The sequence below is a fragment of the Paenibacillus ginsengarvi genome (assembly GCF_003626695.1).
GTDB lineage: Bacteria > Bacillota > Bacilli > Paenibacillales > NBRC-103111 > Paenibacillus_AB > Paenibacillus_AB ginsengarvi.
The window spans coordinates 189,786-213,808 of record NZ_RBAH01000004.1; the positions used below are offsets into that span (position 1 = coordinate 189,786).

17 protein-coding genes are annotated in these 24,023 nt (G+C 58.2%); 8 read left to right on the top strand and 9 right to left on the bottom strand.

Annotation, left to right across the window (positions count from 1 at the left end; translation table 11 throughout):
- Positions 1-205: 205 nt before the first annotated feature.
- Positions 206-1,609 carry an NAD-dependent malic enzyme gene (locus D7M11_RS07575; RefSeq protein ID WP_120746563.1) on the top strand — a complete coding sequence of 468 codons (1,404 nt, stop codon included), beginning with the start codon at positions 206-208 and terminating at the stop codon, positions 1,607-1,609.
- Between the two features lie 584 nt (positions 1,610-2,193).
- Positions 2,194-2,862 (top strand): DNA-binding response regulator, encoded by a 669-nt coding sequence (locus tag D7M11_RS07580; protein ID WP_120746564.1) that lies wholly within the window; start codon positions 2,194-2,196, stop codon positions 2,860-2,862.
- 166 nt (positions 2,863-3,028) lie between these two features.
- Here the strand turns inward: D7M11_RS07580 and D7M11_RS36125 are convergent, their stop codons facing one another.
- The 8 genes from D7M11_RS36125 to D7M11_RS07615 form a co-directional block, all read right to left on the bottom strand.
- A complete protein-coding gene (locus tag D7M11_RS36125) occupies positions 3,029-3,211 on the bottom strand; it encodes a hypothetical protein (protein ID WP_147433406.1) in 183 nt (60 codons plus the stop codon).
- Between the two features lie 49 nt (positions 3,212-3,260).
- Positions 3,261-3,443, bottom strand: a complete 183-nt coding sequence (locus D7M11_RS07585; RefSeq protein WP_120746565.1) for a hypothetical protein — start codon at positions 3,441-3,443, stop codon at positions 3,261-3,263.
- Positions 3,444-3,594: 151 nt separating this feature from the next.
- On the bottom strand, positions 3,595-5,145 hold the full coding sequence (locus D7M11_RS07590) for an extracellular solute-binding protein (RefSeq protein WP_120746566.1): 1,551 nt from the start codon (positions 5,143-5,145) through the stop codon (positions 3,595-3,597).
- A 74-nt stretch (positions 5,146-5,219) separates the two neighbouring features.
- The gene (locus tag D7M11_RS07595; RefSeq protein WP_120746567.1) at positions 5,220-6,080 is read right to left on the bottom strand and encodes a carbohydrate ABC transporter permease; all 861 of its coding nucleotides are present in this window, start codon (positions 6,078-6,080) and stop codon (positions 5,220-5,222) included.
- Positions 6,074-7,039 (bottom strand): ABC transporter permease, encoded by a 966-nt coding sequence (locus tag D7M11_RS07600; protein ID WP_420817820.1) that lies wholly within the window; start codon positions 7,037-7,039, stop codon positions 6,074-6,076. Before D7M11_RS07600 ends, D7M11_RS07595 begins: the two co-directional genes overlap by 7 nt.
- Before the next feature lie 36 nt (positions 7,040-7,075).
- A complete protein-coding gene (locus D7M11_RS07605; RefSeq protein ID WP_120746568.1) occupies positions 7,076-9,022 on the bottom strand; it encodes an FAD-dependent oxidoreductase in 1,947 nt (648 codons plus the stop codon).
- A gap of 118 nt (positions 9,023-9,140) precedes the next feature.
- Positions 9,141-10,646: a response regulator gene (locus D7M11_RS07610; RefSeq protein WP_120746569.1), complete on the bottom strand. Its 1,506-nt coding sequence runs from the start codon at positions 10,644-10,646 to the stop codon at positions 9,141-9,143.
- Positions 10,618-12,411, bottom strand: a complete 1,794-nt coding sequence (locus D7M11_RS07615; protein WP_120746570.1) for a cache domain-containing sensor histidine kinase — start codon at positions 12,409-12,411, stop codon at positions 10,618-10,620. Before D7M11_RS07615 ends, D7M11_RS07610 begins: the two co-directional genes overlap by 29 nt.
- A 333-nt stretch (positions 12,412-12,744) precedes the next feature.
- Here D7M11_RS07615 and D7M11_RS07620 point away from each other — a divergent pair, with 333 nt between their 5' ends.
- Positions 12,745-14,079 carry an ABC transporter substrate-binding protein gene (locus D7M11_RS07620; protein ID WP_120746571.1) on the top strand — a complete coding sequence of 445 codons (1,335 nt, stop codon included), beginning with the start codon at positions 12,745-12,747 and terminating at the stop codon, positions 14,077-14,079.
- 99 nt (positions 14,080-14,178) lie between these two features.
- On the opposite strand, the gene D7M11_RS07625 is transcribed toward D7M11_RS07620, so the two are convergent.
- Positions 14,179-15,072, bottom strand: a complete 894-nt coding sequence (locus D7M11_RS07625; RefSeq protein WP_120746572.1) for an AraC family transcriptional regulator — start codon at positions 15,070-15,072, stop codon at positions 14,179-14,181.
- A gap of 411 nt (positions 15,073-15,483) precedes the next feature.
- Here D7M11_RS07625 and D7M11_RS07630 point away from each other — a divergent pair, with 411 nt between their 5' ends.
- The 5 genes from D7M11_RS07630 (at position 15,484) to D7M11_RS07650 (ending at position 23,679) form a co-directional block, all read left to right on the top strand.
- The gene (locus D7M11_RS07630; RefSeq protein WP_120746573.1) at positions 15,484-17,772 is read left to right on the top strand and encodes a helix-turn-helix domain-containing protein; all 2,289 of its coding nucleotides are present in this window, start codon (positions 15,484-15,486) and stop codon (positions 17,770-17,772) included.
- 524 nt (positions 17,773-18,296) lie between these two features.
- Positions 18,297-20,021, top strand: a complete 1,725-nt coding sequence (locus D7M11_RS07635; RefSeq protein ID WP_120746574.1) for a hypothetical protein — start codon at positions 18,297-18,299, stop codon at positions 20,019-20,021.
- Between the two features lie 101 nt (positions 20,022-20,122).
- Positions 20,123-21,085 carry an ABC transporter permease gene (locus D7M11_RS07640; protein ID WP_120746575.1) on the top strand — a complete coding sequence of 321 codons (963 nt, stop codon included), beginning with the start codon at positions 20,123-20,125 and terminating at the stop codon, positions 21,083-21,085.
- Between the two features lie 18 nt (positions 21,086-21,103).
- Positions 21,104-21,982: a carbohydrate ABC transporter permease gene (locus D7M11_RS07645; RefSeq protein WP_120746576.1), complete on the top strand. Its 879-nt coding sequence runs from the start codon at positions 21,104-21,106 to the stop codon at positions 21,980-21,982.
- Between the two features lie 89 nt (positions 21,983-22,071).
- Positions 22,072-23,679: an extracellular solute-binding protein gene (locus D7M11_RS07650; protein WP_240040993.1), complete on the top strand. Its 1,608-nt coding sequence runs from the start codon at positions 22,072-22,074 to the stop codon at positions 23,677-23,679.
- Positions 23,680-24,023 lie beyond the last annotated feature (344 nt).

Genomic DNA, 24,023 nt, shown 5'->3' on the forward strand with positions numbered 1-24,023 from the left:
TATTCGGAACATCTCCGTATTCGCTAAGACGGCATCCTCTATACGAAAGCTCCACTTACTCGGAGCATTCCGTTCCTGCGCCACAGAATCCATTCGATTAACAAACGATCCGCAGCCTGTTTGAAACAACAACGCGAATGCTAGGACGCGCGCTTTTCCGGCTGCGAATTTTGCAATTCACTCTGCGTGAAGGGAGCTTCATTCTATGGCTTACAACAGTATTATTGTGCGTGTCGAACTGAATCATGCGGAAGTAAACTTCGGTCAGGTCGCATCGACGATCATCGCGGCCAAAGGCGACATTTCGTCCATCGACGTCATTCGTCCCGGCAGCGACCGTTCGGTTCGCGATATTACGATCGACGTATCCGATACGGCGGAGGCAAAAGTCGTCGAGTCCTTGCGCGCACTGACCGGCGTAGAGGTCATCAACGTTTCGGACCGGACGTTCCTTGCCCATTTGGGCGGCAAAGTGTCGGTCCAGCCGAAATTGCCGATCAAAAACCGCGACGATTTGTCCCGCGTGTACACGCCCGGCGTAGCCAAAGTATGTACGTCCATCCATGAAAACCCGCAGAAAGCTTTCTCGCTGACGATCAAGCGAAATACGGTTGCCGTCATCAGCGACGGTACCGCCGTACTCGGTCTGGGCGACATCGGCCCGTACGCCGCCGCTCCGGTTATGGAGGGGAAAGCGATGCTGTTCAAGCAGCTCGCCGACGTCGACGCCTTCCCCCTCTGCCTCGACACGAAGGATACGGAGGAAATCATTCGCACGATCAAAGCGGTCAGCCCGATATTCGGCGGCATCAACCTGGAAGACATCAGCTCCCCGCGCTGCTTTGAAATCGAAACCCGTCTCGCCGACGAATTGGACATCCCTGTATTCCACGACGATCAGCACGGTACGGCCGTCGTTGTGACCGCCGGTCTTATTAACGCGCTGAAGGTTGTCGGCAAACGCATGGAGCATATTCGCGTTGTCGTCAACGGCATCGGCGCTGCGGGCGTATCCATATGCAAAATGCTGCTCGCCGCAGGCGTCAAACGTCTCGTCCCGGTCGATCGGGACGGCGCGATCGTACGCGGCGGCACGTATTCGAACCCGATGTGGAACTGGCTGGCGGAACAGCCTCAGGTGGAAAGCGAGCCGGGAACGCTCAAGGAAATGATCGCGGGCGCTGACGTCTTCATCGGCGTATCGCGGGGCGGGCTGCTGAACGCCGAGGATATGCAGAAGATGGCGCCGAACAATATCGTCTTCGCGATGGCGAATCCGACGCCGGAGATCGACCCCGAGGAGGCGCTGCCGCATGTGCGCGTCTTTGCTACGGGCCGCAGCGATTACCCGAACCAGATCAACAACGTACTCGTTTTCCCGGGGATTTTCCGCGGCGCTCTCGATTGCCGCGCGACCCGCATCAACGAGCCGATGAAGCTGGCGGCCGCCCGCGCCATCGCTTCGGTTATTTCCGACGGCGAGCGCAGCGAGCAGTATATCATTCCCGGTATTTTCAACGAAGAGGTCGTGGCCCGCGTCCGCCGCGCCGTGGTGGAGACCGCGATCCTGACGGGCGTTTCCCGCCGTACGCCGCCGGATTTCCGGTAACGGGTGCGGGTGCGGTATAGGCGGGCACGACGAGGGCTTGCAAGGCTGCGGCCACGGCGCCTGAGGCACGGCTCGCGCAAATAGCGGAGCTTGAGCTGCCGCTCACCGACTGACAAGGGCCGCTGGCCCCGTCACTGGCACGGCTCGCACAAATAGCGGAACCTCAGGTTCCGCTATTTCGCTTGCGCGACCGATTCGGAGGGCTTAGCGGAAGCGTTTGTTCCGTTATGGGCCCGTTTGCCCGCGTTTTAACACGGTCGGGACGACCATAACGGAACTTTTGCTTCCTCTATCGCCTCACAGGACGGCGTACCGCGAGCCATAGAGGAACTTTCGCTTCCGCTTATAAGGAAATAAGGGCTCTGCCACTTCCTTTATTCACTCTGTTACCGCGATCTACGAAACAAACATGCACGCTACTTGCGCAAACGCCGCCGTTCCGCTAAACTTAAACTAATCTAGGAAATTGCCCACATGTTTCACTACATTCATATGCGCCTAAGCAGGTCATGAAGCACATGCCGCTCGTTTGCCGATCATTCGGAGACGAAGCGGTTTTTTATTTTGAACTCGGAGGGATATGGATGAGCTTTGACAGGCACTATGAACGTTTTTTGCAGCGGCACCTGCATTCGCGCAGCGGCGAAAGGCTGCGTCGTCTAACGGAAGGACACGGGCATGCCGAACGGACCTTTTTGGAACGGGTATGGTGGCCGGCCGTCGGCAGCTTCGACTACTTGCATCCCGAATACGAAGTGGCCGATTTCAAGGACGGCACGAGATATTTGGACTTCGCCTACATCCGTCCGCCGCTGCGGGTGTGCATGGAAATAGACGGATACGGCCCTCATCTTCGCGACGTATCGCGCACCCAGTTCGCAGACCAGTTGTGGCGGCAAAACGATCTGGAAATCGACGGCTGGCGCATCATCCGTTTTGCTTACGACGATGTCGAGCAGAAACCGCGTCGCTGTCAGCAAACGATTCATCAATGGATGGGGCTTTGGTGCGGCGCCGATACGACGGCAAACGATGCTTTGTCCCGGACGGAGCGCCGCCTGGCGGAGATCGCTTTGCGCAAGCTTGCGCCCGTCACGCCGAAGGAGGCTGGCGAGCGGCTCGGCATCAGCACACGTCATGCCAGAACGCTGCTGCAGCGGCTTGTCTCCGCCAGCGTGCTGCTTCCGGCGTCGGGGGAGCGAAGAATTCGCGCCTACGTGATCAATCCGAACGGACGCCAGTTGTTTCTATAGTCTGCGAATCCGGCACCTGCGCAGGAACATAACGGAACCGCGAGTTCCGCAATCGCCGATTCGCAAGCCGCCTAGGCCTGCATAGAGGAAGCGCTGCTTCCGTTATGGGCCCGAATCCCCCGTTCCACACGGGTGATTAACGGTCATAACGGAACTTTTGTTTCCTCTATCGCCGCACAGGACGGCGCACCTCGAGCCATAGCGGAACTTTCGCTTCCGCTCGCCCGCCCCGCATCCCGGCACAGCCTCGGCCAAACAGCGTCAGCGGATTCGTCACTCGCACTTGGCAGATCAACTCTCGCGGCGGCTGGAGCGACAACCCTAGCAGCAAAAAAAGAACCGCGTGCATTATTCGTGCGGTCCGCGGTCCTTTGAATATACATACGCAAGTGGTGCGCTTATTTGCCGGCGAGAGATTTGATGCCTTTATAAATCAGCATGCCCGAGAACAGAATCATGGAGAGAATGCCGATACCGTCCAGCACCGGCTCCACGCTGGAAATAAACGTATCCTGTACCGGCATCGCCGCAAGCGTATAACCGGCCAGAACCCCGCCTGCATAAGTGAGGAGTTTCTCCATCGCGCTCCACCTCCTCCCCCGTTGATACTGCCAGTATATGCGCAGAAGGCGAAGGTGCTTGGACATTCGGCATGAATGCACAAATCGGCAAAAGGACCGTGCGCGAACGTATTCGCGAACGGCCCTATCTGCCAAACGATCCACCAAGCCTTTACTTCACGAAGCCCTGCTCCTTGATCTGTTTCGCCGCTTCGTCGACGTACGTCTTGTACTTAAACGTCGTTTCCAGCGTCTTCAGGAAGTCGGCGTATTCGGAGATCGACCGCTTGCCCGTGACGAACTTGATCATTTCCTCCTCGGCGAACCGGTCGGCGTCGGCTTTATTGAAGCCGCTCGGCGGAATGACCGAGCTGTCGAACGAAGATATGCGCGGCGTTTTGATCGCAAAGTCGGTTTGAGCGGCCTGATTCGGGAATTTGATCGCCAAATAGTCCTTGTTCGGGCGGCCCGTAAATTGATACAGGTTGAAGTAGTTGCCTTCCTTCGCCATTAAGTCGGTCGGCACGAGCTTGCCGTCCTTCATGTTGTAATGCTTGCCTTCGAGACCGTACATGACGAGCGTATTGCCTTCCTTGCCGGATACGTAGTTGAGTACATCGAACACTTTTTGCAGCTTCGCCTTGTCTTTCTCGAGCGCCTTCGGAATGACCCAGTAACGGGACGGCCGGTCGTAATCGTAAGAGCCTTCGAATTGCCCGCCCGGACCTTTCACCGGGTTCAGCTGCACCCAATTCGCGTTCGGGTTGATCGCTTTGTACTGCGCCACAAACTCGTCCTTGGCGATGTCCGTCCAGCCTTTGAAGATGAGGCCGGCTTTGCCCTGGAACGCCTTCTGCACCTCGACGTTGCCCTTGTTCGTCATAATCTCGGGATCGACGACGCCCGCGTCGAACAGCGATTTGATATATTTCAGCGCCTCCGGCATACCCGGGTCATAGTATGCGTTCATAACCTTGCCGTCCTTCTGGTAAAACGCGCCGGGCTGACCGACGCCATACGCTCCGAAAATGGTGGCGAAGCCATCAAGCTTGGCGCCCGTAATGCCGTACGTATCCTTCTTGCCGTTGCCATCCGGGTCCTGCTCGGTAAACGCCTTGGCGACCGTCATAAACTCGTCGAGGGTGGTCGGCGCCTTCAGCCCCAGCTTGTCGAGCCAGTCCTTGCGCACCCACATTGAGGAGAACGGAACGTCGGCGGTGCGGGGAATCGCGTACATTTTGCCGTTTACCGTCACCTTCTTGAGAATGTTCGGCGTCAGGCCGACGACGAAGTCTTTCGTCGGTTTCAGCTCTTTGTCCATGTAAGGCGTCAGATCGAGCAGCAGCCCCTTGTCGGAAAACTCCTTCACATCGGCAAAGTCGACCGAGAACAGGTCCGGGTAATTGCCGCCGGAAATGCGCACCCGGATCTGGTTTTTGTAATCGTCGCCCGAGGCGATCGTCGTTAACTGCAGATCGACGTTCAGCTTCTTGTCGATCGTTTTTTTGATATCGTCCGCGTCCGGCGCCGGCAAGCCCGAGGCGGCCATCGCCATCTGGATTTTGACCGGCGCGGCATTTTCGGCCGGCTTGGCCCCTCCGCTGCCGGATGCGTCTCCCTCTTTGCCGCTTCCCGCGCCGCAGCCCGCCAATACGCTGCCTGCGAGCAGCATCGCCGTAAGTCCGAGCGGACCCCACATCTGTTTCCCGTTTTTCTCGTTCATACGTTTGCCCCTTCTTTCTGTTGGAATCGGACTAAAAGAACCATTGGAGAACCGGACGACAACCATCCGGGCGCTCAGCCTTTAATCGAGCCGAGCAGCATCCCTTTCGTGAAATGCTTCTGCAAAAACGGATATACGATCAGCACCGGCAAGCTGGCAAAAACGACTGCCGCCATCTGCATCGTTACGGTCGGCACCTGATCCTCCGCGTTTTCGAGCGGCTGCTGGGACAGCATGAGGATTTCGCGGACGACAACCTGAAGCGGATACAGCGTCCGGTCGGTGACGTACATAATGGCGCTGAAGAACGAGTTCCAGTGGCCGACTGCATAGAACAGGCCGACCGTAACCATGACCGGCAGCGACAGCGGAACGACGATCCGAAACAGGATGCGGAATTCCTTCGCCCCGTCGATGCGGGCCGATTCGAACAGCTCCTCGGGCAATTGCTCGAAAAAGCTTTTCATGATAAGCACGTTGAAGCTGGACACGGCGGTAGGCAGGATGAGCGACCACAAGCTGTCGATCAGGCCCGTCGCCTTAACGACCAGATATGTCGGGATGATGCCGCCGCTGAACAGCAGCGTGAACACGACCATAAGCAGAAAATATCGTCTTCCCGGCAGCTGCCGCCTGCTGAGCGGATACGCGATCAAGGCGGTCAGCGCGAGATTGATCGCGGTGCCGATCACCGTAATATAAACCGTGACGGCAAGCGAGCGCGGGATCGCGGATGTGCCAAGCAGCTTCTTGTAAGCGCTGAACGTCAGCTCCTTCGGAATGAGCACGTAACCGCCGTGCCGTAGCACCTCTGCGAACGGGGTCAGCGATACCGAGAACACATACAGAAGCGGGACGACCGCGGCCAAGCCGACGATCGCCAGCACGACGTAGCTGAACGTGCCGAACAGTTTGTCTCCCGAGTTTCTCACCATATGCTCTCCCCCCATCGTTTGGCGATCCGGTTCGAGAGGTATACTAGGATCAGCCCGATTCCCGATTTAAACAGGCCGACGGCGGAAGCGAGACTGTAGTTCCACTGCTCGAGCCCTGTGCGGAACACCCAGGTGTCGAGAATGTCGGCCACCGGATACACATGCACGTTATACAAAATGTAGATTTGCTCAAAGCCGGCGTCGAGCATATGGCCGAGCCGCAAAATAAGCAGCAGGATAATAACGTGGCGGATGCCGGGCAGCGTAATATGCCACACCATTTTCAGCCGGCTTGCTCCGTCCACCTTGCCCGCTTCGTACAGCGTCGGATCGATCCCGGCGATGGCGGCCAAATAAATGATCGCGCTCCAGCCGAGATTTTGCCATATATCCGAGCCGACCAGCACCGAACGGAACGATTCGGTCGAGGTGAGGAACGGGATCGACTTGAAGCCCGCGTCCACGAGCCAGCGGTTGACGATGCCGGAATCCTGGGACAGAAACATGAGCAGTATGCCGTAAATGATGACCCAAGACAAGAAGTGAGGCATATAGCTGAGCGTCTGGATCAGCGACTTGAACCATTTCACGCGGCATTCGTTCAGCAGGATGGCCAGAATAATCGGCGGCACCATGCCGAAGACGAGCTTGTAAACGCTGATCAGAAACGTATTCGTGAGCAGCTGCGAAAAATACGGCGATTCGTAAAATTGCTGAAAATATTTGTACCACGGGTCGGCCCACGGAGAGCTCAAAATGCCGGCCATCATATCGTAATCTTTAAAGGCGATCACGACCCCGTACATCGGCACGTATTTGTAAATCAAGTAATACAGCACGCCCGGCAGCAGCATGAGGTAAAACTCTTTGTAAGCCCATACGGCTTTGAGTCCTTTCCGCAGCCGGCTATCGGCGGGTCGCGAAAGCGTCCGGTCCGCTTTCATGGTGTCTGGATGCATGGTGATTCCCTCCTTTCGCATCGGACGCAAAAACCGTCATCGCCCCTGCTCCCGCTTGCTCCGCAGCAGCGCGTACAGCTGTGCCGCAAACTCGCCGCGGGTAACCGCTGTCCCTGTCCCGGAAGCAAACGCCGCCTCGGACGGCTCCGCCGCAAGCGCAAGCGCCCGGGACGCTGCCGCCAGCCAACGCCGCGCCATCTCCGGCGCCAACATCGGCCGCTCAGCCCACCGCTCGCGCGGCGACGGCTCCCGCTTCGGCAGCCGCGGGCCCATATCGGCGCCGGCCGGCAGCAGCCGGTCGGTCGCGGGCAGCGCCGGCAGCGCCCGGCCGCCCTCAAGCGATCGCGCGGCGGCGATCCAGCGGGAGGCGTCGGCGGCCGCGAGCGGCTCGTCCAGGCGGGCCGGCCCGCCGGCGAAGAAACCTTTCGAGCCGAAATATTGCGCCGCTGCCGCTGCCGTGCTGCGCAGCTCCGCTTCACCGAGCGGGCAAAGGAGCTGCCCTTCGGCGAGCAGCGCGTCCTGCAGCCGGTCGACGGACAGGTTGCGAAGCGGAACGCTTGCGGCGATGCTCAGATCGGCGGCTACGCCTGCGGCGAAGCCGAGCTGCATCCAGCATGGCTCCATGCGGATCGTGCCGAAGCCCATATGCGAAGCGGATACGGCGACCGGGACAAGCAGCCCGTCCACGCGCTGGGGCACGATGACCCCGTACGGAATCTGGTATACTTCCGTGATCCAGCCGAGGCCGAGAAAACCTTCCAGCGCCTTATGCCGCCCCGCCGGCTCCCGTTTGCTCGTTGCATGGGAGTCGATCGGGTAATGCCCGACGGCTACGCTGTCGAACTGCATCGGCGCCCCGTCCAGCCCGGGGGCGAGCCTGGCGTCATTTTCCGTAAACGTGTATTCGCCCCGGATGCGGCGCGCCTCGCGCACATAAATTTGCGGCGGGAAGTGGCCGTATTCCCCGAACTCATCGGCGGCGTACCCCCACTTTCCGGCCTCGCGGCGGAACGGCTCCGGCAGCGCCTCGTCGTTTTGCAGAAACCAGAGCAGTCCCTGGATATACTCGCGATGGCGGCGAATGATCGCTTCTCGCGTTTCGCTGCCGCCTTCGGGATAATCCCCGTTCTCCTCCGGGAAGTCGGTCGAGCACATGCAGTAATGGTGGTTGTTGCAGTCCGTCTTGCCGTTCGGCACCGGAAGCATGTTCATCACGTCCCGGATCGAAGCGATCCGTCCGGCTGCCGCGTCCTCGGCGAGGCTGGCATACGGCTCGCGGCTGTACGCTTCGGGCTTCGCAAACGGGATGCGGTTGTCCGGGTTTTGCGTCAGGCACAGCCGGAAATTGTACGCCTGAATCCGGTCGTCCCCTTCGCCGGTGCTGCCGGGGAATACCTCCTTCGAAGCATCGAAGTTCATGTACAGCTTCCCGGCATATTCCTCGTTCCACACGTCCCGCGATTCCCGCCCGAGATCGTAGGGCACTCCGGCGGCGGCTGCCAAATCCCCTTCATAGGTAGCATCGATAAAAACGTCAGCCTGAATATTGAAAGCGTTTTCTTTCAGTTTGTCGACAAGCCCTATTTCCCGCAGCCCCTCGTCCGCTACATCAGCCCGGACCAGTTCGCAGCGCGTATATACATCCAAACCCGCTTCGGCTTCCATCATTTCCTTCAGGATCCTCGCCGCCACGGATGGCTCGAACCATAGTCCGCCGTTGCAGTCCCGGACCTGATCGGAATCGGCCCCGTACGTTTCGCTGTAATGCCGGACCACCTTGGCCGCAAATTCGCGGTAAACCGATCCCGCCGAATCGAGAGACATAATGTCGGTCCGGCCGAGACCGCTCGTCATCAGGCCGCCGATATGACCCGAAGGCTCAAGCAGCACGGTCCGCCGGCCGCGTCTCGATGCGGCGATCGCGGCTCCAATCCCTCCGGGCGTCGCTCCGTAGACGGCTACTTCGTAGGTGTGTATCGTCATCCTCTGCCCCTTTCCGCCCGTATCGGCATGTTCTGCGCTTGTCGCGCTTCCTGTATTAACGATACCATCCGGGCGAAGCGGGTATAAGGAACATTTTTAGTTTTGTAATAGAACAAATTTATGTTGGTTCGCCTTCGGCTCCTTCCAGCAGCCTGTATTCGTTCGGCGTGCGTTCCGTCCAGCGCTTGAAAATTTTGATGAAATAGTTCGTGTTCGGAAAGCCTACCCGTTCCCCGACTTCGGCGACCGGTAAGCTCGTCTCGTCGAGCAGCTTCTTGGCATGGCCTACGCGCACCTGCTGCACGTAATGGATGAGCGTTACGCCCGTCTTTTTCTTGAACAGTCCGCTGAAATAAGCCTCGTCCATCGCAACCAGCGACGCAATTCCTTTCAGCGTCACATCCTCGTGCGAATGCCGGTGGATAAACGCAAGCGCCTTGTCGATCTCGGGATGGCCCGTAACCGGCTGCACCCCGGACGACCACCGCAACGCATACTGCCGGGCTCGCTCCAGCAGCCGTTCGCCCAGCTCGCTGTGGGTAACGCTTGCGCCCAGCTCCTCCTCCGCCTGCCCGGCGCAGCCCGCGATGCGGGCCAAAATCCGGTCGAGCCGGACCGCCGTTTCCTTGACGATCGCCATAGGCAGCCGGCGCCGTTCCATGTCCGCCCAGCCGTCCCGCAGACGCTCGCGGAATTCATCGATATTCCGCCGCTCGAAGCTTTGAATCCATTCCCGCTCGGTTTTCCAGCCGACCTCGGGGTACGGCTCGTCTTCCCGGCTCCGGTCGCCGGCGAATGCGCTTCCGCTTCCGGCCCGCCCCCCGTACCAGCTGCCGTCCAAAGCCCGCAGCACTTCGCGCCACGCTTCCTTCGCCCGGTTCGCCGCCACAACTTCCGAGAACGCGGCCGGCCACGGCAAGCCTTCTCCCTTCGCCGTCTGACGAAACTCTGCCGAGGCCGGATTCCAGACGAATACCGTTGTCTGGCCGAGATGCGCATACGTATGCATCACCGTCCGGCTGCCCGCACAGGCAAGCCCGAGCTGCCGGAAATCGTCCAGCGTAAACCGGGCGCTGCCGTGCAGAAACGAAGCGATCCATATCGAAGCGTACGGCAAGCTTTCCTCTGCGGCCAGTTCGCCCGCCTCTTCCGTTCCCCCTGCCTCCCCACCGTAGATCGAGCGCCAGTAATGTCTGTACAACCGCTGAAACTTCTGGGAATCGGCCTGCGATCTTATCTGCATCGTCCGCGTCAGCTCGCGGTCCACTTTCGCCAGCGCCTCGCCGAGCGACTTCACGTTCATCGACAGCTTGAGCAAATAACCCGACGCGCCGAATTCCAGCGCCTGCCGCGCATATTCGAACTCATTCATGCAGGTGAGCATGACGAACGCGCTTTCCAGTCCCTCCTCGCGCGAGCGCTTCAGCAGCTCGATGCCGTCCATCGCCGGCATGATGATGTCGGCAATGACAAGATCCGGCGGATCGGACTTCATCATCGCCAGCGCCTCCCGGCCGTCGCCGGCCTCGCCCGCGATCGTAAAGCCCATCTCCTCCCAGCGAATCAATTGCCTGAGCGTCCGCCGGACGAAGCTTTCATCTTCCACGAGCAGTACTTTCCACATCGCGATCCCCTCCTTCGGAATACGGCGTCGAGATAAGCAGCGGAAATCCGAGCCGCACCTTCGTTCCTTCCGGCTGCGGCAGTATATCCAGCGCGGCCTCCTGCTTGAACAGCAGCTCGAGACGCTCCTTGATGTTTTTGAGCCCGATGCCTTTCCGCTTGCGGGCGGCGTTTTGCGAAGCTGTGGGATTCCAGCCGACTCCGTTATCCTCCACCTCGAGGTAGCAGCGGTTATCGGCCTTATAGGCGCGAATCCAAATGACGCCCTTTCGCTCCTTTTGTGCGAGGCCATGAAAGATCGCATTTTCGACAAGAGGCTGCAAGCTCAGCTTCGGTACTAGCGCGTAGTCCAGCCTTTCGTCGCACTCCCATCGTATCTCGAACATTTGATCGTAGCGGAACGATTGGATCGACACGTAGGCCTCCGTCAGCTCGCGCTCCTCCTGCAAATGAATCAGATCCGCTTCCTCGTTCAGACTCGTTTCCAGCAGCTTGCCAAGCGCTACGCAGATGTCCGCCGTCTGCTCGTCTCCTTTGGCCATCACGTTCCATTTCACCACATTCAGCGTATTGAGCAGAAAATGCGGATTCATCTGCGACAGCAGCACTTGGAAGCGGACCGCCTCCTTCTGCCGCTCCTCCGTCTTCAAGCGGCGCATGAGCGCTTGCAGGTCACTGACCATCTCGTTGAACGTTCGCGCCAGCGCGAGCACCTCGCCTTTGTATTTGCCGGTATGCAGATGCGTCATGAGCTGCTTGTCCGCCGCCTCCGCCATTTTTTTCTGCAGCAGCCGCAGCGGACGGGTGAGCGTGGACAAAATGAAAAACGTAATGATGACGAACAGCAGCGTAAATAGCAGGAAGGTCGTAAAGACGCGCTGCTTCACCCCCGCAATGTCGCCGAAGAAAAGCTGCAGCGGAAACCGGCTCGCCAGCGTCCACCCCATTGCGGGAATCGGCATCGTATTATACAAATAGGCGCCGTCGATCCGGTGGTAGCTGTCCGCATAACCGCTCGCGTCGCGCAGAAATCCGAGAAGCGCCTTATCCGTCAGGTCCCCGGTTCCCCCGAGCACCTTGCCTTGTCCTCCCAGCATGAAAAAGTCCTGCGTAATCGGAAAGTTTCTCGCCATCGAAGCGAGCCATGCCTGAAAATCGATGCCGATGCGGATGAGCCCGATCTGCTGCCCCCCGCTGTCGCGAAAGGCGGAGTAAAGCGTAATGAGCCGCTCGCTTTTGCTGTCCTCGGCCCGCAGATCGGACTGTTCCTGCTCGGTCCAGACATAGGCTTCTACGCCCTCCTTCAAGACGCGAAGCTCCGGGCGTTCCATCAGCGTATCATAAGTGAGCGGTTTGTTAGGGACATAGGAGGCGTATTGCCGTCCGTTCCTGTCGAGCAGCGAATAATAAACGAACGGCGAAGGCAGCGCATTGCTTTTGATGCCGTTCCACAAGTCGTCCATCTGCTTGCGCCGCTCCGTTTCCGTTAGCGTCGTCGTCCCGTTCAGGATGCCGGCGATGACCGGATCTTTCTCGAGCCGGACCGCGACGCGGAACGCCATCCCCCGCATATCTTCAAAAATCAGCTTCAGTTGCCCTAGCTGCTCCGAATTTTGATGCACGATCTGGTCGGTGAACGATTCTTCGATCTGCCCGACGCTATAATACTGAAGGATCGAATACGGCAGCAGAATGAGCAGCACGAACACGAGAAACAGCCGGTTTTTGAGCGATGAGAACGCGAAGAAGTGGGGTTTGTCTGTCATGGGGCGACCTCCCTTGTGCCAATCGTTGCCGGCAAAATAAACTCTATTATATAGCGTAACCTCAGCGAGTTATACCGAAAATTGCGATCTTCGCCTTAGCGTTCCTAATGCGGCGGGATGCGCCGGCGACTGCCCGTTTCAGCGGCAGCCCCGGTTCGACAGCCCCTTAATCGTACAGCCATTCTACCATCAAACCTTGTTTTAGGCACACCGGCGCAAAGTGGTAAAATTTTGACTCTTGCCAGATAAATAATGTCGCACTCGATTTTTCCGTTTCGTGTACTGTAAATGGGAGATCGATGAGCTACGCCAAATCAGAGAGGATGGGTCTTTGTGGCTACAAAAAAATGGATTCAAGCGGGAGTGCTGCTGCTGACCGCGGCAAGCTTGTCCGCGTGCGGGGCGTCGAATGACGGGAAGACCAAGGAACCGGAGGCGGGCAAGGCCGCCGAAGCTCCGAAGGAACCGGTGACGCTGACGTTTTACGACCCGTCGGCGAAGCAGGACCCGGCTATTTTCATGGAGCAATACGGCGACTTTATTCAGAAGAAATATCCGCACATTACGGTCAAATACATTTCCTCCCCGGACACGAACCCGGAAGGGCATATCGCGAACATGCTTGCCGCCGGGGAACCGATCGACATCATGCTCAACGCGGACATCAATCATTACCGGCTCATTGCGCCTTTCAAATTCGAATACGACTTGACCGGCCTCGCCAAAAGCCGCGGCTTCGATCTGTCCAAACTCGAGCCCGGAACGCTGAAAGCGGTGCAAGCGCTTTCGAATAATAACGGCCTTTATGCTATCCCCTACAAAATGCAAGCGATGGGCCTCCTGTACAACAAGGACTTGTTCGATAAATTCGGCAGGCCGTATCCGAAAGACGGCATGACGTGGGACGAAGTATACGAAGTCGCGAAAACGATGACCCGCTCCGACAGCGGCGTTCAGTACCGCGGCTTTATCACTCAATTTTACAACACCGCCTGGCTGAACCAGCTCTCCCTCGGCTTCGTCGATCCGAAGACGGAAAAGTCGGTGCTGAATAGCGACGAGCGCTGGGCGCGCCTCGTGAAAAATTTGACCCGTTTCTACGAAATCCCCGGCAATGAAACGAAGGAAGGCTCCTTCGGCACGATTTCCAACCTGTTCCTGAAAGACCGGGTCGCCGCCATGTACGCCTACTTTATCCCGACAACGCCGCAAGAGGTGAACTGGGACGTCGTGACGTATCCGGAGTTCAGCGACCGCCGCGGCGTCGGACCGCAGCAGCTGCTGACGCTCGCCTATGTAACCAGCACCAGCAAGCACAAGGAAGCCGCCTTCGACGCAGTCGCCTACCTGGCGAGCGACGAAGTGCAGACGAACATGTCCAGAAAAGCACTCGCCTTCCCGGTTACGACCAGCCAGGCGGCCAAGGACGCGTTCGGCCAAGACACGCCGTTCCTGCAAGGCAAAAACGTGCGCGCCCTGCTGAAAAGCAAGCCCGCCGATCCGTTCCCGTCCTCGCCGTACCAGCGTACGGCCGCCCTTCCGCTGGAAAAGACGATGTATGAGCTTACGAAAGGCGCGATGGACGTCAATACCGCGCTGCGCAAAATGGCCGAGGATGGCGACAAAGATATCGAGAAAGCGAAAGCGGCTGCGGCTGCCAGCAAATAACGCCAGCCGTGCCGATTCGCGACAACGTAACCCGAAAAGAAAAAGCTGCATGCCGCACAAATCTGTGCGGCCCTCGCAGCTTTTTCCGTTTATCGATCTTTATTTCAAAGCCGTCATCCGGTACTCCGAAGCCGTCTTGCCTTTCAGCTCGCGGAATACGCGCGAGAACGTGCGCGAGTTGTCGAAGCCGACGTCGAAGGCGATTTCGTGGATCGTCATCTCCGTATTCAGCAGCATGCTGGAAGCGCGTTCGATCCGAAGTCTGTGCAAGTAATCGACGAAGCCCATGCCGACATGGCTTTTGAAAAAGCGGCTCAAATACGGCACGCTCAAATAAAAACGCTCGGACAGCTCCTTCAGGCTCAGTCTTTCGTCGAAATGCGTGTGTACAAATTGCAGCAGCTGCCACTGAAGGCGCGTTTTATCGTCGGCGCCCGGCGCTTCGGATTGCTGCTCCGTGCGGGCCGTTATTCCTTTGCGCAGGAACAGCAGCAGTGCCTCGTTCAGCTTCGTGCGGATGAGCTGCGGCCGGCCCGGGCGGTCCGCATCCTCGTACTCCTGCCGCAAAAACTCGAAAATCGAATGGATGCGTTCGAATTCCGATTCGTCGAAATGGACGGAAGAAGGGGTGTTCGCCCCGACGCCGTACAGCATATACGAAAACCAGCGGTCGTCGTTCAGCTCGGTCAGCAGCTGAATATCGAACATGCAGCAATATTTGCGCAGCTTCTGGTCGACATCGCCGCGAATAATATGCATTTGGTACGGAAGCACGAGCGAAACGGAGCCCGGCATAAGCCGGTGGCTGACGCCATTAACCGTCTCCACCCCGCCGCCTTCGATAAAAAACGATAGCTCGGCATAATTGTGATGGTGTAAGTAGCAATGCCTCGATTGCCGCACATCGATATAGAATCGGTGGGCGCGCGTCAAATAATGCGGCGTATTGCTCCCGACGAAATCCTCATAGATGGGGTATTTCCGCATGGCCATCGTTCGACCTCCGCACCTTCAGTAATCGCTTTCATAATACCGGTTTGAAGCGTACACCCGTATAGTTCGCCGCGGAGAACGCAATGTCCTGCTCGGGCGGACAGGGGACGGGAGCGCGCGGTTGGGGAGGGCTCGCAGGGCAATCGCTTATAAAGGTCAAGGCGGGGGAAAAGACACTCCGGAGGTCCCATGATCCTCCACTCCGTTTTGCCGTCACCCGGAACCCGTAAGCGATTGCCCTGCCAGGGGGACGGGAGCGCGCGGTTGACAGTTCCCCGAAACAGTGTGAGAATAATTATATACATGTATATGAACGGTGTTCGATAGCCGCTCCTCTTCGCCGCCGAATCGAACCGCTTGTACGGATCATTTCCCCGCTTGCCCGAGCCAGCTTTCCTGGAGGTATGCATCATGAACCTTTATCGCCGCTTCTCCGGCATGCTCACGTTCAAACGCAAGCTGCTCGCCGTCATCGTCGTGCTGAGCATCGCCCCGATCCCCTTATTCGGCCTGTTTTCCTACTACACCGTGTCGCGCAGCGTGGAAGAAGAGGTTGATCTGAACCATCAGATGATACTCGCCCAGATCGAAAACCATGTCGATACGTTCCTGCAATCGCTCGGCAAATCGTCTCTTGAAATCGCTTCCAATCCTTCTGTAGAAACGTCCGTCCGGCACGGCATCTCGATCGAGCGTTATTTGGCCGAATCGACCGAAATGATGGATACGCTGCAAAAATACCGCAGCTTGTCGGACATCGCCTTCGACGTCTCGGTCGTTTATCATCAGTTCGGCAAAGTATACTCGAATCTGTACGGCTACATCGATCTGGAGCAGTTTCCGTACCGCGAAATCGTCCGCAACAGCCCGCTGAAATATAACGGCTTTGTCGTCGTTTCCCCGGGCACGTATCCAGAGCAAAACGAAATTTTGGTCGTCCGCCCGATCCCCGCGACCAGTCTGCCAGGAATCGGAACGCTGCTCCTGCACGTCAATCCGGACAATTTGACGGTATTTCTCAAGGAATTAAATATCGGTCAAAAAATATTGTTTATTCTCGACGAGAAGGGCAAGGTCGTCGCTGCCAGCAACGCGACGGCGGCGGAATACGATCTCGCCAGCTCCGTCCGCTTGTACGAGTTTTGGAAGCAAAGCCCGAACCGGCCGAGCCAGATCAGCTTCAATCACAAGCAATACGACTTGTCTGCGCAGCGCTCCGCCTTTACGAGCTGGACCTATGTGATCATGACGCCGACCGCGGAGCTGAACCGCAAGCTGAACCATATTCAGCAGGCTACGTTCGGGATGGTAGTCCTCTTGTCGGCGATCTGGGTCGTGCTCGCCGTCGCCGGTTCGAACCGGCTGTACGTGCCGATTCAGCGGCTGCTGTCGATCTTTGGCGCCGGGACGTCCGCGCGGAGCGACGCGATCCAGACGCTGGACCAGCAGCTTCGGCATATGATGGCCGCCAACAAACAGCTCAAGGTCCAGCTCGGCGAACAGCTTCCGTATTGGCGGGAGGGCGTCTTTTTGCGGCTGCTTCGTGGCGAAATGTCCGACCAGGAGTTCCGCCGGCAAACGGAGCATTACGGCTTTCCGCTCGAAGGGCAGTGGATGTGCGTCTGCATGGTCGAGGTCGACCGGCTGGACGAATTCCAGCGCGTTTACTCGAAGAAGGACCGTTCCCTGATCGCCTACGCGTTAAGCAAGCTGATCGAAGAAATTAGCGGCGACCGCTTTTCCAGCATTACCGTCATTCCCCGCTCCGGACAATACGCCCTGATGCTGGGCATCGACCGGTGGAACGACGACACAGAGTCGGCGGTCCGCGCCGTATGCGACGAAATTCGGGTGAAGGTGGCGCAGTATTTCCCCTTCACCGTATCCGTTTCAATGAGCGGCGGCAAGCAGCAATACGGCGGGCTGATCGACGGTTACCAGGAAGCGCAGATGCTTATGGGGTACCGGCTGCTGCTCGGAACCGACGTGACGATCGCCCGCTCGGATATACCGACCTCCGTCCGTTCGTCCGGCCGTCCCTTAATCGAGACGTCGAAGACGATCGTTCACAGCATCGCTCAGGGCGATTTTCCCGAGGCGGAGCGCCAGCTCGGCGAGCTGATGCGGCTTGTCCCGACATCGGTGGCGAACAAAGAGACCGCGCTCGCCATGTTCGCCTATTTGATCGGCGAGCTGGACGGCTTTATTCACGAGCTGGGCTACGAGCCGGAGCAATTTTTCGAAGCCGATCTGTACCAGTCTCTGTACGGCTTCAGCTCGCTGGAGGATGTGGAGCGCTGGCTGAAGGACACCGTGTTCCGGTCGATCCGCGAGAAGCTGAGCACGCTTCAGATCGGCAAGCAGAAGCGGCTGCTCCAGCAAGTGCTGGCCTACATTCACGAGCGGTACGACCAGGACTTGTCGCTGCAAGGGGCGGCCGATTTTTTCGGCGTGTCGACCGGGCAGATCGGGCGGGCGTTTAAGGACGAGCTCGACACGAATTTCAGCCATTATTTGATCGAGTACCGGATCGGCAAAGCCAAGGAATGGCTCGTCCATACCGATATGCCAATCAAAGAAATGACGGAGCGGCTGCGCTACACGACCGTGCACAATTTTACGCGGATTTTCACGAAAACGGTCGGGATGCCGCCCGCTACGTACCGCAAAACGTATCGCCAGGACGGTATGATGTCCTGAGCATTTTAACAGCGGTCCCCGCGGGCCGCTGTTTTGGCTTGTTTTTCCCAAACGAACACTACCTCTCCCCAACACCGACCAGTTGAGCCGTCTGCGAGGCGGGTCCATGCGCCGTAGTAGCCAAAAGAGCACTACTTTCGCGCACAGGGACCGCTTCCGGCTCGGGTAGTGTTCAAAAGAACACTACTACGTGCCAGCAACGTCCAGTAGCCGGAACGACTTCGAGGCGCTCAACACCGCCCCGCCCCTAGTATTGCTCCCTCACACACTCCCCTCCTCCCGAGCCAGCATCGAACCGCACGCACCCGCTCATCCTACCTCCGCCGTTTTTCGCCGCCTCCGCTCCCGTCCTTCCGCCCGCAGAAGGGCTTTTTGCCGCTTTTATCCGCATCCTCGTTCTTTTATCCGTATCCCCGGACGTCTATGGGAAGAGATAATTGCGCGTTAAAAAGACGCTGTGTTTCTATAAGGTTGAACTCGCCACAACCGAAACCAAACCGAAACAAAAGGGGGCTCGGCCACCGATGGAGCGCAAGACGATGCAGGACCGACCGGCAGGCGCGGACGTATGGCGATGGTTCGCGGACAATGTGGAAGCGGAATTCGGCAAAATGGACCTCGAAACGGGCCGATTCATGGAGGGACAAGGCTGGGCCGTCACCAATCAGGACATTATGCTGTGTTTGGCCGTGCTTTATTCGGCCTCAGCCGACGGCAACCGATTATACAGGGACGGATCGCTGATAGAGCGGATCGGCCTAGCCGGAGACGCACTCAGACGATTCCAATATCCCGACGGCAAAGTCGAATTCGTGAAAGTCGACGGTTCCAAATGGGGACCGATCTACATGCCCTGGTCGATGTATCACTGGCTGGAGACGTACCGGCTGATCGGCGGCGAGCTGTCCCCCGGGCGCCAAGCCGACTGGCGGGACGGACTGGAGCTGGCCTTCGCGGGCATCGACCGGGAGATGCGGGAATCGCTCGATAAGCACTCGGAGAAAATCTCGGCCGTACACAACATCCCGACCTGGAACGCGATGGCGCTGCACCGTGCGGCGAACGTGCTCGGACACGCCGACTGGAAGAAAGCGGCCGAGACGATGATCGGTCTGACGCTGGAAGCGCAGCACGAGGACGGCTACTGGCCAGAGCATCACGGGCCGACGACGCTGTACAACCTCGTTTACGTACACGCGCTCGGACTGTATGCGCGTCACGGAGGCGCTATCGACGTCACGGCCGCTCTGGATAAAGCGCTCGGATTTCACGAGCGCTTCACGTATCCCGACGGCTCACGGGTCGAGACGGTCGACGGCCGCACGAAGTACGACAGCCACCCGAGCCCGATGGGGCTCACGGGCCTAACGCTGCTGCCGCGCGGAGAAGCTTACGCGGCAAGCCTGATCGGTCTGGCGATGAAGCGGGACGTCAGATGGAAAATGCCCCATCTGGCCGATCTGCTGCAATATTGGAGCCCTGATTGGGCGGCGTGCCAGCCGAGCCTTTCGGACGACATGCCCAGCGAGCCTCCCCCAACCTTGTTCGACCGGGCAACGTTCGAGGAAGTTTCGGCCCGTTCGCTCGCCGTTAAGCAGGACGGCTGGTACGTCTGCCTGAGCGCCTTCGCCGCACCTTGCGTCGAATCCCGCTGGGGGCAGGACCGCCAAAGCTTCGTCGGCGTCTGGCACCGGTCGTCCGGCCTGATCGTCGGCGGCGGCAATTCCAAAAACCAGCCGGAATGGAGCACATTCGAGGTACGTAGCGCAGACGGCTCGCAGGCATATGTGCCCGATGCGGGAGAAATCTGCGAAGGCAGCCGGGCGATCCGGCTCGCTTGCGGCAGCCGCGCACTGACGGTGCGCCTCGACCGCCTTTCCGCAGAAGAAGCCCTGTTCGCTTTCGCTGCCGATCTCGACGAAGGTGACGAGGGGTACGTTCACCTCCCGCTCCGGCTGAAGCCTGGAGTCCCTCTGCTGACGAGCGACGACGGACAAACGCTTGGCGTAAGCGACAGCCCGATCCGCCTCGCCGAACGCGATGGCGAAAGCGTCCGCCGGCTGGCGCACGACAGCTGGGAGCTTCTGTTCGAGGGAGCCTACTCGCTGGATTGGCCCTCCCATCCGTTCAATCCGTATGCGGAGGACGGCCGCGCAGAACTACGCGAAGCGGTCGCCGTTCTGACCTTGCCGCTCGGCGGCAACGCGGCGAGAAGTATAACGATCCGCGTTTCACCGGCTTCCGTATAATCGATCCGCGCTCCCGCCGACTCTTGGCTTCGGCGGAGAGCGCCGTTCTCACCGCTTTCATGTAAGCGCCAACAATACTAAACTACACCGGGAGGTTCGTTATGTCACAGCCTGCACCTAACGCGCCGAACGCCTCCAGAGCGGTTATTTCCCCAGGTAAAAAAGTGGCTCTGACGTTATGGCGCGACCGTTTTTTATACGTTCTCGTGCTCCCCGGCCTGCTTTATTTCATCGTGTACCGGTACGTGCCGATGCTCGGCATGGTGATCGCCTTTCAGGACTACAGCCCGTTTCTCGGCTTTTCCGGCAGCGAATGGGTCGGCCTGCGGCATTTCGGCCACATTTTCTCCGATCCCGAGGTCGTCCGCGTCCTGTTGAACACGCTGTATTTGTCGCTGCTGCAGATCGTGTTCGCCTTCCCCGCCCCGATCGTGCTCGCCATCCTGCTGAACGAGGTGCGCAGCCAGCTGTACAAGCGGCTGATCCAGACGATCGTGTATTTGCCGCATTTCCTGTCCTGGGTCATCGTGGTCGGCCTGTTCTTCATCTTCCTGCGCTCGGGCGGCATCATTAACCGCATTCTGCAAGTGTACTTCGGCCTTGATACGCCGATCGACTTTCTGATCGAGCCCGCCTTTTTCCGGCCGCTAATCATTTTACAGGTTATCTGGAAAGAAATCGGCTGGGGTACGATCATCTTCCTCGCCGCTCTCGCCGGAGTCAATCCCGACTTGTACGAAGCCGCGATCGTTGACGGGGCGAGCCGGTGGAGGCAGATTTGGCATATTACGCTGCCCGGTATCCGCGGCACGATCGTCATTTTGCTCATTTTGAGGCTCGGCAGTGTGCTCGACAGCGGCTTCGAGCAAATTTTTCTGATGCTGAACGCCTTCAATATGGAGATCGGGAACGTACTCGACACGTATGTGTACTACAAAGGCATCCAGCAATCCGACTTCAGCTTCGCCACCGCCGTCGGCATGTTCAAAGGAATCGTCGGGCTGATTCTGGTGGGAGGCGCCAACTATCTCGCTAAAAAATTCGGCGAAGACGGCATCTATTGACAGAAAGCGAGGATACCGATGAAATACGCTAGCTTCTCCGACCGGCTGTTCGACGGGCTCAACTATTTGTTTCTGGCGCTTCTCGCCCTGACGATGCTGTTTCCGTTTCTGTACATTTTTTCCGTATCGTTTACGACGTTCGACGAATTTTTGAAAAGCGAAATTTTGCTGTGGCCCAAAGTATGGGTGACCGACGCTTACCAATATATTTTCGGCTCAAAGCCGTTTGTGCGGGCGATGGGCATGACCGTTTACCTGACCGCAGTCGGCACGATCGTCAACCTGCTGTTTACGGCCTCGATGGCTTACGCCCTGTCGCGCAAAATTTACGGGCAAAAGCTGATCATGTTCCTGATCCTGTTCACGCTGCTGTTCTCCGCCGGGATGATTCCGACCTATTTGATCGTTAAGGCGACGGGGCTGCTCAACTCGATCTGGGCGCTCATCCTGCCGTCGGCCATCGGTCCGTTCAGCCTGATCGTCGTCCGCCAGTTTTTCCTGAACATCCCGCACGAGCTATACGAGGCGGCCGTCGTCGACGGAGCCAACGAGTTCACTATTTTCGCCCGTATCATCCTGCCGCTGTCCAAGCCCGTTCTGGCCGCCTTCGGCCTGTTCTATGCGGTCGGGCACTGGAACACGTATTTCGCCGGCATCCTGTATCTGAACGACCCGCGGCAATGGCCGATTCAAGTCATCCTGCGGCAAATCGTCATCCAGAGCGACGCCAAAAACGCGCTCGGCGCCGCCGAGCAAATGATGCTGGAAAACCCGCCCCCTCCGGAGACGATCCAAATGGCAGCCATTCTCGTGGCAACGCTGCCGATTCTGATCGTATATCCGTTTCTGCAAAAGCATTTCGCCAAGGGGGTGATGCTCGGTTCGGTAAAAGGCTGATGTTGGGCAACGTTCCAAACGGAAAGCGGAACGAAAGAAAGAGCGAAAGCGGATTGCACCAAACATTCCAAGAAGGGCGGTTATTCGGCATGATACGGACAAACGCAAAAGTATGGATATACCCGGCTATCCTGACGCTTCTCGCGACAAGCGTCGTCGGCTGCTCCTCCGGAAGCGACAAGAAGGACCCGGAGGGGTCCGGCACGTCCTCGCCCTCCACGGCTCCGGCGAGCGATGCGAACAAAAAATATACGATAACCGGCATGCGGTACGTATACGGCGACGTTCCGGGCCTCGACGGGCGCGGGCTGAAGATGATTAACGAGAAGTTCAACGTCGACTACAAGCCGAACCTCGTGCCGCAAGGCTCATACGACGAGAAGCTGACGGCTACTCTCGCTTCCGGGACGATTCCCGACGTCATGCTGTTCCAGACCGGCGACCTGACGAGCAAGTTTAACAAATTCGCCAAGCAGGGCGCCTTCGCTCCGCTCGACGAGTACATCGACCAGTACCCAACGCTAAAGCGCATTCCGAAATACGTGCTGGATCAATTCCGCGTGAACGGCAAGCTGTACGGCATTCCGCAGTATTATCCGAAGTTCGGGTTCACGACCATTATCCGTAAAGACTGGCTGGACAATCTCGGCCTGAAAGTGCCGACTAGCTATGAGGAACTGAAGCAGGTCGCCATAGCGTTTACGAAAAACGATCCGGACAAAAACGGTAAAAACGACACGTACGGCTTTGCGATGGGCAAAGATATCAACCCTCCGTTTACGCAGGGCGCCTACTGGGAGCCAGGAGCCTGGTACCACAAGGACGCTCAGGGCCGCTTCATTCCCGGCCTCATCAGCAACGCTCGCAAAGATATCGTAGCGATGTTCGCCGATCTGTACAAGGAAGGCGCGATTACCCGCGATTTCGCCACAATCGACTGGGCCAACACGAACAAGGAGTTTTATTCCGGCATCGCCGGCATTTTCATCGGCACCCCGCGCGGGATGTCGCAGGCTTATATGGATGGGCTCGTAAAGATCAATCCGCAGGCGAAATTCGTCCATGTCGAGCAGTTCAAGGCACCGGACGGTTACCAGGGCATGTCGGCGGGCGGCGGCTTCGCCGGCTTTGAGGTCATTTCCGCCGAAGCGGGCAAGGATAAGGCGAAGGTAAGGCGCATCCTGGATATGCTCGAGATCGGGCGCACCTTCTTCCCCGACGACAAAAAGAACGACAAAAACGCCGACTTCGACTGGCTGAACGGCAATGTCGGCACCGGCTACGACATGGTGAACGGCTTGCCGGTCGTTCGCAAGGAAACCGCCCCTCAAGGGCTGTACCCGCTCGCTTATTTGCCAGACGGCATCGCCTGGCCGGAGAAGGATTCGGACGTCAATTACCTCAGCGCATACCAGGAGCCGCTCAAGCAGCTGGCGGCGGATATTATGAAATCGTATTCGACGATGAAATATTACGCCAATCCGGCTAACGGCATCGTTTCCGAGACGCTGATCTCGAAGGGCGCGGAGCTGAACAAATATTTGTACGACGAGCAGACGAAGATGATCGCCGGGCAGCGTCCGATCGCCGATTGGGACAAAATGGTCGCCGAATGGAAAGCGAAGGGCGGCGAGCAGCTGATCAAGGAAATGAACGCCGAAATCAAAATCAAGGACGTCAAGGAAGCCTGGAACTAAGAGCGCTTACCTGCGGCGCCGCCTCCGATCCTGCCCGGATGTCCGGGCAGGATTTCGGATCTCACAGCGAGAAAATTAAGACATACTTGCCCGCACCGTGGTTTAATGTGAATAGACAGTGCAATCGCTTACGAAAGTGGAGGCGGTGGAAATGACACTCCGGAGGTCCCATACTCTTCCACTCGCTCTTACAATCGGATTCCTTGATGGAACCAGTCAAGGTTGGAATCCGCTTGTAAAGGCGACCGCTTCGCTGTTCCAGATGCATGGGCTCTCCTCCGCTCCCTTTTGCCACCACCCGTTATCCGTAAGCGATTGCCCTGTAGGGTAGAGGAGGTGCATGA

Coding starts and splice junctions, on each gene's coding strand:
- D7M11_RS07580 (WP_120746564.1), top strand. CDS start 2,194: ATGAGCTTTGACAGGCACTATGAACGTTTTTTGCAGCGGCACCTGCAT.
- D7M11_RS07575 (WP_120746563.1), top strand. CDS start 206: ATGGCTTACAACAGTATTATTGTGCGTGTCGAACTGAATCATGCGGAA.
- D7M11_RS07610 (WP_120746569.1), bottom strand. CDS start 10,646: ATGTGGAAAGTACTGCTCGTGGAAGATGAAAGCTTCGTCCGGCGGACG.
- D7M11_RS07615 (WP_120746570.1), bottom strand. CDS start 12,411: ATGACAGACAAACCCCACTTCTTCGCGTTCTCATCGCTCAAAAACCGG.
- D7M11_RS07635 (WP_120746574.1), top strand. CDS start 18,297: ATGGAGCGCAAGACGATGCAGGACCGACCGGCAGGCGCGGACGTATGG.
- D7M11_RS36125 (WP_147433406.1), bottom strand. CDS start 3,211: ATGCACGCGGTTCTTTTTTTGCTGCTAGGGTTGTCGCTCCAGCCGCCG.
- D7M11_RS07645 (WP_120746576.1), top strand. CDS start 21,104: ATGAAATACGCTAGCTTCTCCGACCGGCTGTTCGACGGGCTCAACTAT.
- D7M11_RS07630 (WP_120746573.1), top strand. CDS start 15,484: ATGAACCTTTATCGCCGCTTCTCCGGCATGCTCACGTTCAAACGCAAG.
- D7M11_RS07600 (WP_420817820.1), bottom strand. CDS start 7,039: ATGCATCCAGACACCATGAAAGCGGACCGGACGCTTTCGCGACCCGCC.
- D7M11_RS07650 (WP_240040993.1), top strand. CDS start 22,072: ATGATACGGACAAACGCAAAAGTATGGATATACCCGGCTATCCTGACG.
- D7M11_RS07595 (WP_120746567.1), bottom strand. CDS start 6,080: ATGGTGAGAAACTCGGGAGACAAACTGTTCGGCACGTTCAGCTACGTC.
- D7M11_RS07605 (WP_120746568.1), bottom strand. CDS start 9,022: ATGACGATACACACCTACGAAGTAGCCGTCTACGGAGCGACGCCCGGA.
- D7M11_RS07590 (WP_120746566.1), bottom strand. CDS start 5,145: ATGAACGAGAAAAACGGGAAACAGATGTGGGGTCCGCTCGGACTTACG.
- D7M11_RS07585 (WP_120746565.1), bottom strand. CDS start 3,443: ATGGAGAAACTCCTCACTTATGCAGGCGGGGTTCTGGCCGGTTATACG.
- D7M11_RS07640 (WP_120746575.1), top strand. CDS start 20,123: ATGTCACAGCCTGCACCTAACGCGCCGAACGCCTCCAGAGCGGTTATT.
- D7M11_RS07625 (WP_120746572.1), bottom strand. CDS start 15,072: ATGGCCATGCGGAAATACCCCATCTATGAGGATTTCGTCGGGAGCAAT.